15 protein-coding genes and 1 pseudogene are annotated in these 17,098 nt (G+C 61.2%); 7 read left to right on the plus strand and 9 right to left on the minus strand.

Translation table 11 applies throughout. The annotated features are described in order from the left end of the window. Nucleotides 1-143 precede the first annotated feature (143 nt). Complete coding sequence (locus tag ODQ19_RS16350) at nt 144-1,589, plus strand: SulP family inorganic anion transporter (protein WP_116666432.1); 1,446 nt, start codon at nt 144-146, stop codon at nt 1,587-1,589. A gap of 127 nt (nt 1,590-1,716) precedes the next feature. Here ODQ19_RS16350 and ODQ19_RS16360 read toward each other — a convergent pair whose 3' ends face one another. Further along, complete coding sequence (locus ODQ19_RS16360) at nt 1,717-2,091, minus strand: lysozyme inhibitor LprI family protein (RefSeq protein ID WP_116666433.1); 375 nt, start codon at nt 2,089-2,091, stop codon at nt 1,717-1,719. Nucleotides 2,092-2,280: 189 nt separating this feature from the next. On the opposite strand from ODQ19_RS16360, the gene ODQ19_RS16365 reads away from it, so the two are divergent. From ODQ19_RS16365 to ODQ19_RS16380, 4 genes are read left to right on the plus strand one after another with little or no spacing between them, the layout of a single operon-like run. Continuing rightward, nucleotides 2,281-3,684, plus strand: a complete 1,404-nt coding sequence (locus ODQ19_RS16365; protein ID WP_330210635.1) for a GntT/GntP/DsdX family permease — start codon at nt 2,281-2,283, stop codon at nt 3,682-3,684. A gap of 20 nt (nt 3,685-3,704) precedes the next feature. Then, nucleotides 3,705-4,565: a MurR/RpiR family transcriptional regulator gene (locus ODQ19_RS16370; RefSeq protein WP_330210636.1), complete on the plus strand. Its 861-nt coding sequence runs from the start codon at nt 3,705-3,707 to the stop codon at nt 4,563-4,565. 1 nt (nt 4,566) lies between these two features. Continuing rightward, nucleotides 4,567-6,030 (plus strand): N-acyl-D-amino-acid deacylase family protein, encoded by a 1,464-nt coding sequence (locus ODQ19_RS16375; protein WP_330210637.1) that lies wholly within the window; start codon nt 4,567-4,569, stop codon nt 6,028-6,030. A 29-nt stretch (nt 6,031-6,059) separates the two neighbouring features. After that, on the plus strand, nt 6,060-6,428 hold the full coding sequence (locus ODQ19_RS16380; protein WP_057703974.1) for a glyoxalase superfamily protein: 369 nt from the start codon (nt 6,060-6,062) through the stop codon (nt 6,426-6,428). 75 nt (nt 6,429-6,503) lie between these two features. Here ODQ19_RS16380 and ODQ19_RS28180 read toward each other — a convergent pair whose 3' ends face one another. From ODQ19_RS28180 to ODQ19_RS16400, 5 genes and pseudogenes are all read right to left on the minus strand, one after another. Continuing rightward, nucleotides 6,504-7,367 carry a methyl-accepting chemotaxis protein gene (locus tag ODQ19_RS28180; protein WP_371915674.1) on the minus strand — a complete coding sequence of 288 codons (864 nt, stop codon included), beginning with the start codon at nt 7,365-7,367 and terminating at the stop codon, nt 6,504-6,506. Nucleotides 7,368-7,406: 39 nt separating this feature from the next. Next, nucleotides 7,407-8,423: pseudogene (locus ODQ19_RS28185) on the minus strand (methyl-accepting chemotaxis protein); the annotation flags it as partial. 166 nt (nt 8,424-8,589) lie between these two features. After that, nucleotides 8,590-10,419 carry a CocE/NonD family hydrolase gene (locus tag ODQ19_RS16390; RefSeq protein WP_330210724.1) on the minus strand — a complete coding sequence of 610 codons (1,830 nt, stop codon included), beginning with the start codon at nt 10,417-10,419 and terminating at the stop codon, nt 8,590-8,592. A 19-nt stretch (nt 10,420-10,438) separates the two neighbouring features. Beyond that, entirely contained in the window at nt 10,439-11,866 is a 1,428-nt protein-coding gene (locus ODQ19_RS16395; RefSeq protein WP_094774896.1) for a YfcC family protein, read from the minus strand. A 107-nt stretch (nt 11,867-11,973) separates the two neighbouring features. Further along, a complete protein-coding gene (locus ODQ19_RS16400; RefSeq protein WP_330210639.1) occupies nt 11,974-12,870 on the minus strand; it encodes a LysR family transcriptional regulator in 897 nt (298 codons plus the stop codon). A 183-nt stretch (nt 12,871-13,053) separates the two neighbouring features. Between ODQ19_RS16400 and ODQ19_RS16405 the strand changes: the two genes are divergently transcribed. Continuing rightward, nucleotides 13,054-14,274 carry an OprD family porin gene (locus tag ODQ19_RS16405; protein WP_442962759.1) on the plus strand — a complete coding sequence of 407 codons (1,221 nt, stop codon included), beginning with the start codon at nt 13,054-13,056 and terminating at the stop codon, nt 14,272-14,274. Nucleotides 14,275-14,382: 108 nt separating this feature from the next. Beyond that, complete coding sequence (locus ODQ19_RS16410; RefSeq protein WP_003194089.1) at nt 14,383-15,000, plus strand: FKBP-type peptidyl-prolyl cis-trans isomerase; 618 nt, start codon at nt 14,383-14,385, stop codon at nt 14,998-15,000. A gap of 63 nt (nt 15,001-15,063) precedes the next feature. On the opposite strand, the gene ODQ19_RS16415 is transcribed toward ODQ19_RS16410, so the two are convergent. The 3 genes from ODQ19_RS16415 to ODQ19_RS16425 all read right to left on the minus strand — a co-directional run bounded on the left by ODQ19_RS16415 (nt 15,064) and on the right by ODQ19_RS16425 (nt 17,001). Next, complete coding sequence (locus tag ODQ19_RS16415) at nt 15,064-15,321, minus strand: PA4570 family protein (protein WP_003194088.1); 258 nt, start codon at nt 15,319-15,321, stop codon at nt 15,064-15,066. Nucleotides 15,322-15,481: 160 nt separating this feature from the next. Then, nucleotides 15,482-15,823, minus strand: a complete 342-nt coding sequence (locus tag ODQ19_RS16420; RefSeq protein ID WP_034115956.1) for a zinc ribbon domain-containing protein YjdM — start codon at nt 15,821-15,823, stop codon at nt 15,482-15,484. A 209-nt stretch (nt 15,824-16,032) separates the two neighbouring features. Continuing rightward, the gene (locus ODQ19_RS16425; RefSeq protein ID WP_014719891.1) at nt 16,033-17,001 is read right to left on the minus strand and encodes a polyprenyl synthetase family protein; all 969 of its coding nucleotides are present in this window, start codon (nt 16,999-17,001) and stop codon (nt 16,033-16,035) included. Between the last annotated feature and the right edge of the window lie 97 nt (nt 17,002-17,098).

Here is a 17,098-nt window from a genome sequence, read left to right on the forward strand (position 1 = left end):
TCCACCCCTACAAGTCTAACCATACAAGCTGGCTTGCCTGCGAAAGAGGCGACTCGGTACATCGGAGCTGACACTTCACTAGCCCCACCCGCCGCAATTTCGTACCATTCCCCGCCTTATCCCCCGCAATTCCCTGGTACTCCATGAACCTCACCCGTCTGCGCGCCGACGCCCTGGCCGGCCTCACCACGTCTTTCGCCTTGCTGCCCGAATGCATCGCCTTTGCGCTGGTGGCCCATCTCAACCCGCTGATGGGCCTCTACGGTGCTTTCATCATTTGCACCCTCACCGCGTTGTTCGGCGGCCGCCCGGGCATGGTCTCGGGCGCGGCCGGCTCCATGGCGGTGGTGATCGTCGCGCTGGTGGTGCAGCACGGCGTGGAGTATCTGCTGGCGACGGTGTTGCTGGGCGGGTTGATCATGGTCGCTTTCGGCCTGCTGCGCCTGGGCAAGCTGGTGCGCATGGTGCCACATTCGGTGATGCTCGGCTTCGTCAACGGCCTGGCGATCATCATTGCGCTGGCGCAATTGGAGCATTTCAAGAGCGGTGAAACCTGGCTCAGCGGCACGCCGCTGTACGTGATGGCCGGGCTGGTGGCGGCAACCATGGCCATTGTGTACCTGTTGCCCCGCCTGACCCGTGCCGTGCCGCCCGCGCTGGTGGCGATTCTGGGGGTGGGCCTGGCGGTGTACCTGCTTGGTTTGCCGACCCGCACCTTGGGGGATATGGCGCACATCGCCGGTGGCTTGCCGACCTTCGCGCTGCCGCAGATTCCCTGGACCCTGGAAACCCTCGGCATCATCGCGCCCTACGCGTTTTTGATGGCGATGGTTGGCCTGCTGGAAACCTTGCTGACCCTCAACCTCACCGACGAAATCACCGAGACCCGTGGTTATCCTGACCGCGAAAGCGTGGCCCTGGGCGCGGCGAATATGGTTTCGGGCCTGTTTGGCGGCATGGGCGGTTGCGCGATGATCGGGCAAACCGTGATCAACCTCAGCTCCGGCGGGCGGGGGCGTTTCTCCGGTGTGTTTGCCGGGGTGATGATTCTATTGTTCATTCTGTTTCTGTCGCCACTGATCGAGCGGATTCCGCTGGCGGCGTTGGTGGGCGTGATGTTCGTGGTGTCGCAACAGACCTTCGCCTGGGCGTCGTTGCGGGTGATCAACAAGGTGCCGCTCAATGATGTGCTGGTGATCATGGCGGTGACGATCATTACCGTGTTTACCGACCTGGCCACCGCTGTGCTGTGCGGTATCGTTATCGCCGCGCTTAACTTTGCCTGGCAACAGGCGCGGGAGCTGTACGCGGATGAACACCTGGAGGCTGACGGCAGCAAGCTTTACCGTCTGCATGGCACCTTGTTCTTTGCCTCGACCACGCCGTTCCTGAATCAATTCGACCCGGCCAACGATCCGGCCCAGGTCACGCTGGATTGCCGTCACCTGAGCTTTGTCGACTATTCGGCGATTGCCGCGCTGATGACCCTGCGCGAGCGCTATACCAAGGCCGGCAAGCACCTGCGGGTGCTGCATTTATCCGAGCGCTGCAAGAAGTTGCTCAAGCGTGCCAGGGTTCAGCATGACTGAACACCTACCTTTGTAGGAGCGAGCTTGCTCGCGAAAATCGTCAACGATAACGCGGGCATTCTGACGCCACGCGGCGTTCTCGAGTTTTTCGCGAGCAAGCTCGCTCCTACAGGTGGCAGGTTCATTGTTACGGCCCGACCAGGTCTTCGAGCTCCTGGGCGCGGGTCTGGGTCATGTCCAGCACGCAGCCTGTGCCATTGACCTGATCAATCGTGCCGCCGGTGGCACTGCCAGCGAAGGCGCAATTGGCGTCGCGGTATTTGATCCACAGGCGCTGCACGTCTTGCAGTTGCTGTTTGCGCGGGCCTTCCTGGGCGGCGAGGGCGGTTTTGTAGGCGCGGTTCAGGCGGTCGTCCTGCACCTTGGTTTGCCTGGCGTTGCAGTTGACCATGTCTGCGGTGGTATTCGCGCTGTCCATGCATGTTTTCAAGGCAGGGTTGTCGGCGGCATAAGCGCTGCCGCACAAGAGCAGGACGCTGGCGGCGATTGTGGTGCGAATCATGAGCGGTTTCCTGGGCAGTGGATGCGCAGTCTATGACTCAAGGGCGGCGTTTGAGTTTCCGTCTTCTCTGATCTTCATGTAAGAACACCCCCCGAATTTTCATCGGCCCGCGTCGGGCATATCCCCAAGCGACAGCGCTTATCCATGGGCGAAAATTACTTTCATGAAAATTGAAAATACTCCTCGGGAATGATTTATGAGTTTCACAACCAATTCGACGTGACCCTTTCCGAGGAGTACCGCATGGCCGCATCACCGGGCTTCGGGCTGTTGGCATACGCTGCCATCGCCATCATTGCATTGATCGTGCTGATTGCACGCTACCGACTCAACCCCTTTATCGTGATTACCCTGGTGTCCATCGGTCTGGCGCTGATGGCCGGGATGCCAGCGGACACCATCATGGGTTCGTACGAGGCGGGTGTCGGCAAGACCCTGGGGCATATCGCCCTGGTGGTGGCGCTGGGCACCATGCTCGGCAAGATGATGGCCGAATCCGGTGGCGCCGAGCAGGTGGCGCGTACGCTGATCAACCGCTTCGGTGAGCGCAATGCCCACTGGGCGATGGTGTGTATTGCATTCCTGGTGGGGCTGCCGCTGTTTTTCGAAGTCGGCTTTGTGTTGCTGGTGCCGATCGCCTTTACCGTGGCGCGGCGCGTGGGCGTGTCGATCCTGATGGTCGGGTTGCCGATGGTCGCCGGCCTGTCGGTGGTGCATGCGTTGGTGCCGCCGCACCCGGCGGCAATGATGGCGGTGCTGGCCTATAACGCCTCGGTCGGGCAGACGGTGCTGTATGCGATCCTGATTGGCATCCCCACGGCGATCATTGCCGGGCCCGTCTACGCCAAGTTCATCGTGCCGCACATTCATTTGCCGGCGGAAAACCCGCTGGAGCGCCAGTTTATCGAGCGTGAACCGCGTACGCGCCTGCCCAGCTTTGCGTTGACGATGGGTACCATCCTGTTGCCGGTAGTGTTGATGATGATCGGCGGCTGGGCCAATGTGATTTCCACGCCGGGCAGCGGTTTCAACCAGTTCCTGTTGTTTATCGGCAACTCGGTGATTGCCTTGTTGGTGGCGACCCTGGTGAGCTTCTGGACCTTGGGCCTGGCCCAGGGCTTTAACCGCGAGTCGATCCTCAAGTTCACCAACGAATGCCTGGCGCCGACTGCCAGCATCACCTTGCTGGTGGGCGCGGGCGGTGGTTTGAATCGCATCCTGGTGGATGCTGGCGTCACCCATGAAATCCTCGGCCTGGCCCATGCGTTCCAGTTGTCGCCGCTGGTGATGGGCTGGCTGTTCGCCGCCCTGATGCGTATCGCCACCGGCTCGGCCACGGTCGCCATGACCACGGCGTCGGGCGTGGTCGCGCCGGTCGCCTTGGGCTTGGGTTATCCACACCCCGAATTGCTGGTGCTGGCGACCGGTGCGGGTTCGGTGATCTTTTCCCATGTCAACGACGGTGGCTTCTGGCTGATCAAGGAATACTTCAATATGACGGTTATCCAGACCTTCAAGACCTGGACCGTACTGGAGACCTTGATTTCGCTGGTCGCCTTCGGCCTGACCTACGGTCTGTCCCTTGTTTTATGAGCCTGTAACCCGGAGCCCCCATGGACATCCTCTATCAGATCCGCGCCCGCCAGGACGCTTTCAGTGCCGGCGAAGGGCGTATCGCCAAGCTGATGCTTGAGGATGTGGGCTTTGCCGCCTCCGCCAGCCTGGAGGAACTGTCGCAACGGGCTGAGGTAAGTACCGCCACCTTGTCACGCTTCGCCCGCAGTGTCGGCTGCCGTGACTTGCGCGATTTGCGCCTGCAATTGGCCCAGGCCAGCGGCGTGGGCAGCCGCTTCCTGGACCCTGCGGGGTTGCCGGAACAATCGGCGTTTCATCGGCAGATCCTGGGCGATATCGAGGCGACGTTGCGTCAGCATCTGTCGGGTTTCAACCAACGCAGTTTCGTCGATGCGGTCAATCTGTTGGGCAAGGCGCGGATGATCCACGCGTTCGGCATGGGTGGCCCGTCGAGCCTGTGCAGTGATGAGTTGCAGGTGCGCCTGGTGCGTCTGGGCTACTCGATTGCCGCCAGCCATGACCCGGTGATGATGCGTGTCACCGCTGCGACCCTGGGGCCGGAACATGCCTTGATCGTCTGTTCCCTCACCGGGCTGACGCCCGAGCTATTGGATGTGGTGAAGCTGGCGCGCAACTACGACGCCCGTATCGTCGCTATCACGCTTGCCGATTCCCCCCTGGCGCAGTTGGCAGATGTGTTGCTGCCGCTGCAACCAGCGGAAACCAGTTTCATCTACAAGCCCACCGCGGCCCGCTACGGCATGTTGCTGGCCATCGACCTGCTCGCCACCGAGTTGGCGCTGGCCCTGCCGGACGACAACCAGGAACGCCTGCGCCGGATCAAACTGGCCCTGGACGATTACCGCGGCGGCCCTGACAGCCTGCCGCTTGGAGACTGATATGAAGTACGACACGCTGATTCGCCAGGCGCTGATCATCGATGGCAGTAACACCCCAGGGTATGTCGCCGATGTGGGCGTGCACGCAGGGCGCATCCGCACGATTGGCGACTTGTCCACAGCCCGGGCCGAGCAGGTTATCGACGCCCATGGCCAGGTATTAGCACCAGGTTTTATCGACGTGCACACCCACGATGACACGGTGGTGATCCGCCAGCCGCAAATGCTGCCTAAGCTCAGCCAGGGCGTGACCACGGTGATTGTTGGCAACTGTGGCATCAGCGCCGCGCCGGTCAGTTTACGCAGCGACCCGCCAGACCCGATGAACTTGCTGGGCACCCGCGAGGCGTTCTCTTATCCACGGTTTGCCGATTATCGCGCCGCGGTGCAGCGAGCCTGCCCGGCGGTGAACGTCGCGGCGTTGATCGGCCACACGGCGCTGCGCAGCAACCATATGGACGACCTGCACCGCACCGCCACACCCTATGAAATTGCGGCCATGCGCGTGCAGTTGCAGGAGAGCCTGAAGGCCGGTGCCCTGGGTTTGTCCACAGGCCTGGCCTACGCCAGCGCGTTCAACGCCGAGACCGATGAAGTGCTGCAACTCACCCAAGAGTTGACGGCCTACGGCGCGGTGTACACCACTCACCTGCGCAGCGAGTTCGAACCGGTGCTGGAGGCGCTGGATGAAGCGTTCTTGATCGGCCGAGAGGCGAGGGTGCCGGTGATTATTTCCCATCTTAAATGCGCCGGAGCCGGTAATTGGGGGCGCAGTCCGCAGCTGTTGGCGGCCTTGGAAGCAGCGGCAAAAGATCATCCGGTAGGATGTGATTGCTACCCCTATGCCGCCAGCTCCTCGACCCTGGACCTCAAGCAAGTGACCGACGCGTTTCGCATCACCATCACCTGGTCGACACCGCACCCGCACATGGGCGGGCGCGATTTGCAGGACATCGCTGGCGAGTGGAACGTTTCGCTGTTGGAGGCCGCTCGCCGTTTACAGCCGGCAGGGGCGGTGTATTACGGGATGGATGAGGCCGACGTTCGGCGCATCCTCGCGCATCCGTTGTCGATGGTGGGCTCGGACGGCTTGCCTGAAGACCCGTTTCCTCATCCACGCTTGTGGGGGGCCTTCCCACGGGTACTCGGGCATTTCAGTCGGGATGTCGGTTTATTCCCTTTGCACACGGCGGTGCACAAGATGACCGGCTTGTCGGCGGCGCGTTTTGGGCTGGCCGAGCGTGGCGAGATCCGCGAAGGCTACTGGGCTGACCTGGTGTTGTTCGACCCCCTGCGGGTGCGGGATGTGGCGGATTTCACCGCACCGCAGCGCGCAGCTGAAGGGATTGATGGCGTGTGGGTCAATGGCGTATTGAGCTATCGCGATGGGCAGGCGAACGGCGCGAGAGCAGGCCGGTTCCTGGCGCGTAGCGGGGATTTGCGTGGTGGGTTTACGGCTCTATAGTGGGGCTTCTTTTATACGGAGCTGTCGCCATGCACTTAGGAAAAGTCGTCCCCATTCTGCGGATTTTCGACGAGGTCAAAGCCTTGGAGTTCTACGTCGACTTCCTGGGGTTCAAGGTCGATTGGCAGCATCGTTTCGAGGCGAATTTCCCGTTGTACCTTCAGGTCTCGCTGGGGGAATGCGTGCTGCATTTGTCCGAGCATCATGGTGATGCTTCGCCGGGGGCGGCTGTGCGAATTCAGGCCCAAGGGGTCGATGCGTATCAGCAGCAGTTGCTGGGCAAAGAGTACCGATATGCCAAGCCTGGGGTTGAGGACACGCCCTGGGGTTCGCGGGAAATGAGCATCCGTGACCCGTTTGGAAATCGGCTGGTGTTTGTCGAGGACAGCGAGGGGTGAGCGGTAAATTGCAGGCAATAAAAAACCGCCTTGGTAGGCGGTTTTTTTGCAATCGCGGTTAGTGGTTGTGGTTGCTTACACCCGGAAATGACTGACCATCTGCTGCAACTGGCTACCCAAGCGAGCCAGTTCCACGCTCGACTTGGCTGTCTCATCACTGGCCGTCGCAGTCTGTTCCGATACATCCCGCACATTCACGATGCTGCGGCTGATCTCTTCCGCCACGGCGCTTTGCTGTTCGGCGGCCGCTGCGATCTGCTGGTTCATCGACTGGATATTCGACACGGTGCGGGTGATGTTTTCCAAGGATACCCCGGCCTTGCGGGTCAGTTCGACACTGCTGTCGGTGAGGCTGCGGCTGTTGTTCATCACGTTGGCCACTTGTTGGGTACCGTTCTGCAAACCGGCTACAAGGTCTTCGATTTCTTCGGTGGACTTCTGTGTACGCTGCGCCAGGCCACGCACTTCGTCGGCGACCACGGCAAAGCCACGGCCGGCTTCCCCGGCGCGCGCCGCCTCAATCGCGGCGTTGAGCGCCAGCAGGTTGGTCTGTTCAGCCACGGCCTTGATCACGTCCATCACGCTGCCGATCTTGTTGCTCTCTTGTTGCAGGTGCGTCATGGCGTCGGTGGAGCGCGCCACTTCGGCCGCCAGGCGTTCGATCTGGGCGATGGCTTCAGCCACCACTTTATCGCCTTCACGGGCTTGGCCGTCGGCGTCGGAAGCGGCTTGGGAAGCCTGCTCGGCATTGCGCGCAACTTCCTGCACGGTGGCGGTCATTTCATGCATGGCGGTGGCGACCTGATCGGTCTCGATCTTTTGGCTGTTCACACCGGCGCTGGTCTGCTCGGTCACGGCGGACAACTCTTCGGCAGCGCTGGCGATCTGAGTGACGCCGTCGCGAATGCCGCTGATCAGCTCGCGCAAGGTGGTGCCCATGCGCTGGATGCCTTGTTGCAACACGCCCAGCTCATCACGACGGGTCACCTGGATGTTGTGGCTCAGGTCGCCCGAAGCGATGCGCTCCACCACGGCCAGGGTGTCCTGGATCGGACGGGTGATCTGGCGCGTGATCACCCACGCGGCAATCACGCCGACCAACAGGGCCAGCAAAGTGCTGATCAATTGCAGGCTGCGGGCCTGGGTGCTTTCGGCGTCGCGACGTTCCAGTTGGATGTCGTACAGCTTGTCGCTGATTGTCACGATGTCGGCTCCCTGGGTAGTCATTTCGGCACGGGCGGTGACGATATTGGCGTTGGCCGCCTTGTAGCTCTGCACCGCACTGCGATAGGCGCCAAGCGCGGTTTCCAGTGCGGACAATGCGCTTTGCTGACCGGCACCGAAGGCAACGCTGAGGCCTTTCAAACCGGCGACAGCTTTTTCCAGCTGTGTAGCAGCGCGGGCTTCGGTTTCTGCGTTGGGGCTATTGGTATAGCCGCGCACCTCGTAGCGAGCCTGCAGGAATTCGTTCTTGGCCTGGGTCACGGCCAGGAACTGCGTGAAACGCTCCGGGCTGTCGGGTGACTGCTGCACACTGGTTTCCAGCGCATTGATCTGTGCGTTGGCGATGTCTGCCTTGGCGCCCATGACGTCGCGCGCAGCGTTGCCATTGCGATAGGCCTCGCGCATTTTGTTCAGGGACTGGCGGTAAGCGGTAATGACGGCTTTCTGCTCATTGAGCAGCTTGAGGTTTTCCGGGCTCTTGAAGCTGTCCAGCAATTTCTGTTGTTGAGCTGCGAAGGCATCCAGGCTGGTCTGCACATTCTGCGCCACGGCTTCGTCGCCATTGGCCAGCATGTATTGCAGGCGTACGATCCGCAGCTTGGTCAGCGAGGCGTTGAGCTGGGTGATGTCGCTCATCCAGTTGCTGCGGTCGATCAGGCCGCCCAGGCTGGTCCAGCCGGTGAGCGCCAGGATCGAGGTGAGGACCAGCACCAGGCCAAAGCCCAGGCCGAGTTTGAGATTGACGCTGATGTTACCGAACCAGCTGTTCATCGAAAGCTCCTTGAAGAGTGATGTCTGTCTGCTGGACGGTGTGTTGTTGTTTGAGCCAGCCAAGATGTGTAGGGCTGTATCGGCGGCAAAGGATGATTCTGAAGTACTTTTCTTGCGGGGTGACGAAGGGTCGCCATTACCGTGCAGCAATGGCGATCCGATGCGCTCAGGACTCCGCCGTGTTGGGCACCACGGTAAGCCTGAGGCAGGAGGCGGCAGCGTGGCTCAGGTGCACATTATTGTGGGCAACCCGAGGGTGGCTGGCCTGGCCTGAAGGCTCGCCGCTGTTGGGGTTGACGTCAAAGCGCGGGAAATTGCTGCTGGCGATATCCAGGCGCAACCGATGGCCGCGCTTGAACAGGTTGCAGGTGGCGAAAGGCTCGATCAGCACCTTCACTCGCTCACCCGGCGTCAGGGCCGTCGGCTGTTCCCATGAGTCGCGATAACGGCAGCGGCGGATGCCGTCGGTGATGTTCATCGCAAAGCCCTCGGGGTAGTCGGCGCTGGGCGGGTACACGTCCACCAGCTTGGCAGTGAAGTCGGTGTCGGGAGCATCGCTGTCGATCCACAGCTCGATCTGCACGTCACCGGCGACGATCAGGTCGTCGTCCAGAGGCTCGGTCTGGAACACCAGAACGTCATCGCGCTGAGCCAGGGGGCGGTTATCCCCTTGGGTGCCGAAAAAGTCGGGACGCTCCCGTTGGTCGAAGGCCCCGCCAACAAACACAGGGGCGCCGGAGGTCAGCGCGCCGCCGATGGTCGGGACTGGGTGGGCCGGGTCGGCGCGGTAACTCAAGTGGGCGTCAGCCTCGACAGGTGCCGTGCGGCTCAACTGCCTGTGTGCATTCAGATAGAGGGTCAGTGTTTGGCTGCCGGGCAGCGGCCATTGCGTGGTGTGCAGCCAGCGGCCGCCATGGTCCAGGCGCCCGTTTTCGTCGCGGTTACCGCTGCCGCCCCCCATCAGAAACACCTGTACGCTGGCCGTTGTGGTTCGCGGCGACGGCTTGAGGGATTGCTCGAACCAGGCCAGTCGGCAACTGAGCCAATCCTGATCGACCTGGCCGTCAAAGGCGGCTTGCGGGCCGAATTCCACATCGCCGCTGTGGCTGATATTGCGGTCGCCGTGCAGCCACGGGCCCATCACCAGTCGTTGGCTGGCCGTACCTTGGTGTGTGAAGGCGCGGTAGTTGGCCAGGGTCGAACTAACGTAGGCGTCGTACCAACTGGACATGAACAGCACCGGGATATCGGGCAGTCGCGCGTAATGGCCTTCGGCGTAGATCCCCGACTGTTGCCAATATTCACTGAAGGTGCCCTGGGCCCATTGCTCCAGCACGTAGGCTTCATATTCCGGCACATGGCGCAGGGGTGATTGCCCGGGTTGCCAGGGCATACGTGTGAACCATTGATGAATATCCTCCTGCTCCAACGCTTGGCGAATCAGCGGGTCGTCCAGGGCCGCTGGGCTTTCCTTGGCCTGGCGAAAGGCCCACGTCGCCTGTTTGAGTTCGAAGGCGCCGCCCTGGCGAATCCCGCACTGGTAGGCGTTGGCGAAGCCGCCGCTGTCGAGCACCATGCTGCTCAGCCCCGGTGGGTGCAGGCAGGCCATCGCCAGTTGCGTGTGGGCCGCGTAGGACAGGCCCATGCTGCCGATCTTGCCGTTGCACCAGGGCTGTTGGACGATCCAGGCCAGGGTGTCGAAACCGTCTTCGCCCTCGGCGGTGTACTTGATGAACGTACCTTCGGAGGCGTAGCGCCCACGGCAGTCCTGGAAGATCGCGATAAAGCCTTGCTCGGTAAACCGTGCGGCCATTTGCTCGCGGGAGATGTGTCGGCCGTCGCGCTGTTTTTCCGAGCGCGAGGGTTTGCTCTTGTCGTAGGGCGTGCGCTCGATCACCACCGGAAACGGTCCACCGCCTGCCGCCGGCACGTAGATGTCGGTGGCCAGGTGAATGCCGTCGCGCATCGGGATCATTTGGTTACGCAGGATGTGCATGGGGATAATACTCATCGATTCAGTACCCGCTCGTCACCGCAATGGCCAGCAACACCATCGCCAGCACGGCGTAGATCAGGAACAGCGGCAGGATGTAACGCGCCCATTGGCCCCAGCCGACATTGGCGGTGGCCAACAGCACCAGCAGGCCGCTGGAGGTGGGGGTGATCATGTTGGTCAGGCCGTTGCCCATCAAGAATGCGAACACCGTGGTCTGCGGGCTGACGCCGGACAACTGGCCCAAGGGCCCGAAGATCGGCATGGTTACAGCCGCCTGGCCGGAGGTGGATGGGATCAGTACATCCAGGCCCAGTTGCGCGAAGAACATGCCGTAGGCCGACACGATCGGACCGTGGTCGCCCACCAGGTTGGCCAGGCTGTTGACGATGGTGTCCAGGACCTGGCCGGTACTGAGGATGATCTCCACGGCGGTAGCCAGACCGATCAGCACGCCAGCGATCAGCACCTTCTTCATGCCATCGACAAAGGCACTGGCAGCAGTGCTCGCGCCGAGCCCGGCGATCACACTGAAGGCCAGCGTCAGCAGCAGATAGAACGCCGACAGCTCATGGTATTTCCAGCCCCAGCGGTTGGAGGCGTAGACCAGGAAAGCGATGCCCGTCAGCAGTACGATCAGGTTGATCAGATGGCGCAGGGGCAACGGCGTACTTTCGAAAGTGATCTGCGCCGTGGCATCGTAACCGTGCTTGCGAATACTCCACAGCACGAAGGCAATGCCCACCAGCAGGAAGCTGCAGTAGGCGAGCACACGCATGCTCAGGCCACTGAAGATCGGCAGCCCGACCATCGGCTGCGCCACGGACAGCGCCACGGGATTGGAAATAGAAGCCAGGTAGCCGATCTTCACCGAGATCGTGACGATGGCCAGCCCGATCAGGTTCGACAGCCCCAGCCGATTAGCCATGGCAACCATCAACGGCACGATGAGGATAAATTCCTTGGCCAGCCCCATGAAGGTACTGCCGGCGGAAAACACCAGCATCAGGCATGGCACCAGCACGTAGATATTACCCCGGGTCAGCCCCAGCATGCGTTCCAGCCCGGCGTCGATCACTCCGGCCTTGTTCAGCACCCCGAACATGCCACCGATGAACAGCACCATGAAAATCAGCGCCGCACGTTTCTCGATGCCCTGGGGAATGGCCATGAAACCTTCCACCAAGGACACCGGGCGGGCCACGGTGTCGCCGGCTTTGCGCGGCTCCAGGCTGAACAGTTGGCCCAGGGAGTCGTGTTTTTCCAGCACCTGGTAAGAGCCCGGTATCACCAGGCCATTCTGGCGCTGGAACGTGCCCGAGTTCACCGCGTAGGTAAACGCCACTGCGAGCAAAACGATGCTCAGCAGGATGATGGCGGGATTGATCTGCTTGCGTTGCGTGGTATTTCCCACCGCTGCTTGGGTAGGGATGCTCTGGGATTCGCTCATGCTAGTGGCCCCGGCGTGCGCCGTTATTGTTATAGGGGTGACACGTGTGGGGCGGACACTAGGGCAAAGTTTTCGCGACGACAACGTTATGCGTGGGGTGGGTTGGGCTATGCGTTTTGTGCGGCCAGACCCTGCTTGAGGTGCTCGGCAAACGCGTGTACCAGTTGCGAGCGCGGCTCATTGGCGCGAAACGCCAGGCCGAATGCGTAGGGCAGCGCCGGGCGAAACGGGCGGGTGACGATGGGCAAATGCCGGAAGTGGCTGGCCAGCAGACCATTGACGATCGATACCCCCAGGCCCTCGGCAACGAAGCTGCACGCTGCCCCGACCGAGTGCACCTCGACCCGCACCTGCGGTGTGAGGTTGGCGGCACGAAACACCTGGTTCAGCTCGGCCCGCAATGCGCGTTGCCGGCCGAGCATCACCAACGGCACATCGCGCAGGTGCTGCACTTGGATGCAGGCGTGACGGGTCAGCGGATGGTCGGCGGGCATCACGCAGACGCCTTCGGTTCGTAGCACCGGCTCGACATCGAAGTCAGGTATTTCCGTGGGCAGGCGTACAAAGCCCAGGTCGGCGGAACGGTCCAGCACCGCACGCTCGATCGTGTCGTAAGAACCGGTCAGCAGTTCCACGACAATGTCGTCATGCTCCTTGAGAAACTGCGCCACGATGCGCGGCAACAGCTCCTGGGTCATGCTTGTGGGCACCCCGACCTTGAGCAGGCTCTTGCGTGAGCGGCCCACGCGCATTTCGTCGGCCAGGCGCTGGATTCGTTGCATGCCATCCACCAGTCCGGCGACTTCGGCGAGCAGTTCCTCGGCTTCGGGCGTCGCCATCAAGCGGCCCTTCTTGCGCAGGAACAAGGCAAAACCCAAGTGCTCTTCCAACTGGCTCAGCAGGCGGCTGACCGCCGATTGCGACAGGCCCATGCGCGTTGCTGCGCCGATGGTCGAGCCGGTGGCCATGATCGCTTTGAAGGCTTCGAGTTGCTTGAGATTCACCGTGTTTTTCCTGTCGGTTGGGAAGGGCGGCCGGTACTTCACGCATAGCCTGATGCGCTTCTCGCATAACGTTGTGGGGCTGTCGACGAGCCGTTAGTGTCCGCTCCAACGCGACATGCCGTCCAGCCTGCCGCGCGGTGCAACTGCCCATAAAAAACACAACATGGCATTGAGGAAGGGTTTATGCGTGATTTTTTCACGAGGGGGAGAATGGTCTCGGCGGGGCTGATGGCGAGCCTGTCACCGGCCTTGATGGCCCAGGGCTTTTGGGCGGATTCCCACGGCCGGTTGACCTTGCGCAACTTCTACTTCAACGACGGTTACCGCGACGGTGGTGAAGACCGCAAGGAGTGGGCCCAGGGCTTTCTGCTCAACCTTCAGTCAGGTTATACCGAGGGCACCGTGGGTTTTGGCCTGGATGCCTTGGGGCTGGCGGGCCTGCGTCTGGACTCCAGCCCGACGCACGCCGGGACGGGCTTGTTGCCTGTGCACGACGATGGTCATGCGGCCAGTGAGTTTTCCAGCCTGGGCGTCACGGCCAAACTGCGCTGGGGCGATGCAGTGGTGAAAACCGGCACGTTGCTGCCGAAAATTCCGCTGCTGGTACACAACGATGGCCGCCTGTTGCCGCAGACGTTCCAGGGCACTCAAGTGGAATACAGTGGCATTCGTGACCTGTACCTGCACGCCGGGCACTTGGACAAATTCAAGCTGCGTAATTCCACCGACAGCGTGGACATTTATCCCCAAGGCTACAGCGGCAAGAAGGGCAGTGACTTCGATTTTGCCGGCGCCACCTATGCCTTTACGCCGAAGCTCAGCGGCACCTGGTACTACGGTGAAATGCGCGAATTCTATCGCCAGCAATTCTTCGGCCTGGTGCATAAGCAGCCGCTGGGCAACGGCACACTGACCAGCGACTTGCGCTACTTCATTAGTAACGACGCGGGTGAGGCGCGTAACGGCGAGGTCGACAGTGACATGTTCAGCGGTCTGTTCACTTACCGCCTGGGCCCGCAGGCGCTGGGTGTCGGCTATCAGAAGGTCAGCGGCGAGACCGCGCTGCCGTATGCCAGCGTCTCGACCGTGTATTCCTTCAGTAACGCCGGTGTGGGCAAGTTCATCCAGGCTGGTGAGCAAACCTGGATGCTGCGCTACGACTATGACTTCGCGGCGGTACTGCCGGGCTTGAGTTTCATGACCCGCTACTACAAAGGGCAAAACGGCGAGTTCAAGGGGCGCGAGGCGCGGGAGTGGGAGTCCGACACGAATCTGCGCTATGTGGTCCAGGACAGCGCGTTCAAAGGCCTGGGTGTGGAGTTGCGCAAGGCTACTTATCGTTCGACTTATGCCAGCGACCGGGATAACTACCGGCTGTATCTGACCTACGACCTGGCGCTCTGATAGCCGGGGAGGGGGGCTGATCATGTGCCGGTCTTGTGTGCTAGTCTGCGGGCCCTTTTAGTTCTGGGCAGCGCGGGAAACCGTGTTGTCCTACAGCGGAGCCTCTTCATGTCCGAAGTTAATCTGTCCACCGACGAAACCCGCGTCAGCTACGGTATCGGCCGTCAGTTGGGCGACCAACTGCGCGACAACCCGCCACCGGGCGTCAGCCTGGACGCGATCCTGGCCGGCCTGACCGACGCGTTCGCAGGCAAGCCAAGCCGTGTTGACCAAGAGCAAATGGCTGCCAGCTTCAAAGTGATCCGCGAGATCATGCAAGCCGAAGCCGCTGCCAAGGCTGAAGCAGCCGCGGGTGCCGGCCTGGCATTCCTGGCTGAAAACGCCAAGCGTGATGGCATCACCACCCTGGCTTCCGGCCTGCAATTTGAAGTGCTGACTGCCGGCACCGGCGCCAAGCCGACCCGTGAAGATCAAGTGCGTACCCACTACCACGGCACCTTGATCGACGGCACTGTGTTCGACAGCTCCTACGAGCGCGGCCAGCCTGCAGAGTTCCCGGTTGGCGGCGTGATCGCTGGCTGGACCGAAGCGCTGCAACTGATGAATGCCGGCAGCAAATGGCGCCTGTACGTGCCGAGCGAACTGGCTTACGGCGCTCAAGGCGTTGGCAGCATCCCGCCGCACAGCGTTCTGGTATTCGACGTCGAGCTGCTCGACGTTCTGTAAGACCTGTTGTTGATTACCTGTTGGGGCGAATGCGTTCGCCCCAACAGGGATTTGCCAGGTTGTTCATGGATGGAACTTGCCATTGAGCTCCGTCGCCGGGCGCAACGCTCGCGCATAGCAGAACAGAAACAGATTCCTCACCACTTCCTTCAGCACTCCAGGCTCACTGGAACTCAGGCCATTGACGTCCAGATCGCCCTGATCCTGCAGCTCGTTCAGCGCTTCTTCTTCAAGTACCGCGCAGACTTCACCGGTTTCCCGATGCAGGATTCGCAGGTAAGGGTGTGGACGGTCCAGCCAGGCATCTATCAAATAAGTCATGGTCGTTCTCCTTGATGAGTTTCAATGAGAATAATTCTTATTCGTAGAATAGCAAGCGTCTATTGGCAGTTTCTGTTTTTTTCTGTGTGGGTATTGCGTTCGATCAACGCAGAGGGCAAAACGCCATCCCGCGGCGGGCGCGGGATGGAATGCAGCAGGATCAGACTTTGCGCACGAACTCGGACTTGAGTTTCATCGGGCCGATACCGTCGATCTTGCAATCGATATCGTGGTCGCCGTCGCACAGGCGGATGTTCTTGACCTTGGTGCCGACCTTGACCACCAGGGAAGTGCCTTTGACCTTGAGGTCCTTGATTACGGTGATGGTGTCGCCGTCCTGCAGGACATTACCCACAGAGTCTTTCTTCACTGTTTCATCGCTGGCCACTTCGGCCTCGCCATTGGCGGACCACTCATGGGCGCATTCCGGGCAGATCAGCTGGGCGCCGTCTTCGTAGGTGTATTCGGAATTGCATTTTGGGCAGGGTGGCAACGTGCTCACTAAAGCTCCTTGAGGTTCAGGGATGACTAAAAGTCGCACATTATATAGGGTTTTGTAGCCGGGACGGGATCTTGAATTGGTAATGAATTCAAAATGTGGGAGCGGGCTTGCTCGCGAAAGCGGTGGATCAGTCAATAACTGTATTAACTGACCCTCCGCTTTCGCGAGCAAGCCCGCTCCCACACAAGCCCACTCACTACCGCGCGGAATCAGTGAGTACGGGCGACCGCAAACTCACTCAGTTCAACCAGGGCATCCCGGTATTCACTGGCCGGCAGCGCTTGCAGGCAGGTGATCGCCCGCGCCACGTAGTCACGCGCCAGTTGCGCGGTGTACTCCAGGGAACCCGAGGCTTCCACAGCGGCACGGATGGCCTCCAGGTCTTCGATTCCGCCTTTCTGAATCGCCTTGCGCACCAGGGCGGCCTGTTCCGGCGTGCCTTCGCGCATGGTGTAGATCAACGGCAAGGTCGGCTTGCCCTCGGCCAGGTCGTCACCGACGTTCTTGCCCAGGGTTTCGGCGTCGCCCTTGTAGTCGAGCAGGTCATCCACCAGTTGGAACGCCACGCCCAGGTGGTCACCGAACGTGCGCAGGGCCTCGGCCTGTTCGGCGGTGGCGCCACACAGCGCGGCGGCACTGTGGGTCGAGGCTTCGAAGAGCATCGCGGTTTTGCCGCGAATCACTTCCATATAGGTTTCTTCGGTGGTGCTGGCGTCGCGGACCTTGGACAGCTGCAACACTTCGCCTTCGGCGATGATGCGTGTGGCCTGTGAAAGAATCTTCATCACGGGCATCGAGCCCAGCTCGACCATCATTTCGAATGAGCGCGAATACAGGAAGTCGCCTACCAACACGCTGGGCGCATTGCCCCACATGGCGTTTGCCGTCTCGCGGCCACGGCGCATGCCGGACATGTCGACCACGTCGTCATGCAGCAGGGTGGCGGTGTGCAGGAATTCGATCGTGGCAGCCAGCAGGCGCAGGTCGTCGCCTTGACGGCCCAGGGCCTTGCCGCACAGCAACACTAATAAAGGACGCAGGCGTTTGCCGCCCGCCGACGTAATGTAGTCGCCAATTTTGGAGACCAGCGGCACTTTTGACGTCAGCTGCTGCTTGATGATGCCGTCGACGGCGCTAAAATCGTCCGCGACCGCGCGGTAGAAAGCTTGGGGTTGCATCAGCGACAGTCGCTCCAGAAGGGTTGCGCGGCATGCTAGGACCCTGACCCCCGGGTGTCAAGGCGCGATAGACGGCCCCTTGCAAGCCTCCCATAGC

Source organism: Pseudomonas sp. AM4(2022), from assembly GCF_036346515.1.
Classification (GTDB): domain Bacteria; phylum Pseudomonadota; class Gammaproteobacteria; order Pseudomonadales; family Pseudomonadaceae; genus Aquipseudomonas; species Aquipseudomonas paracarnis.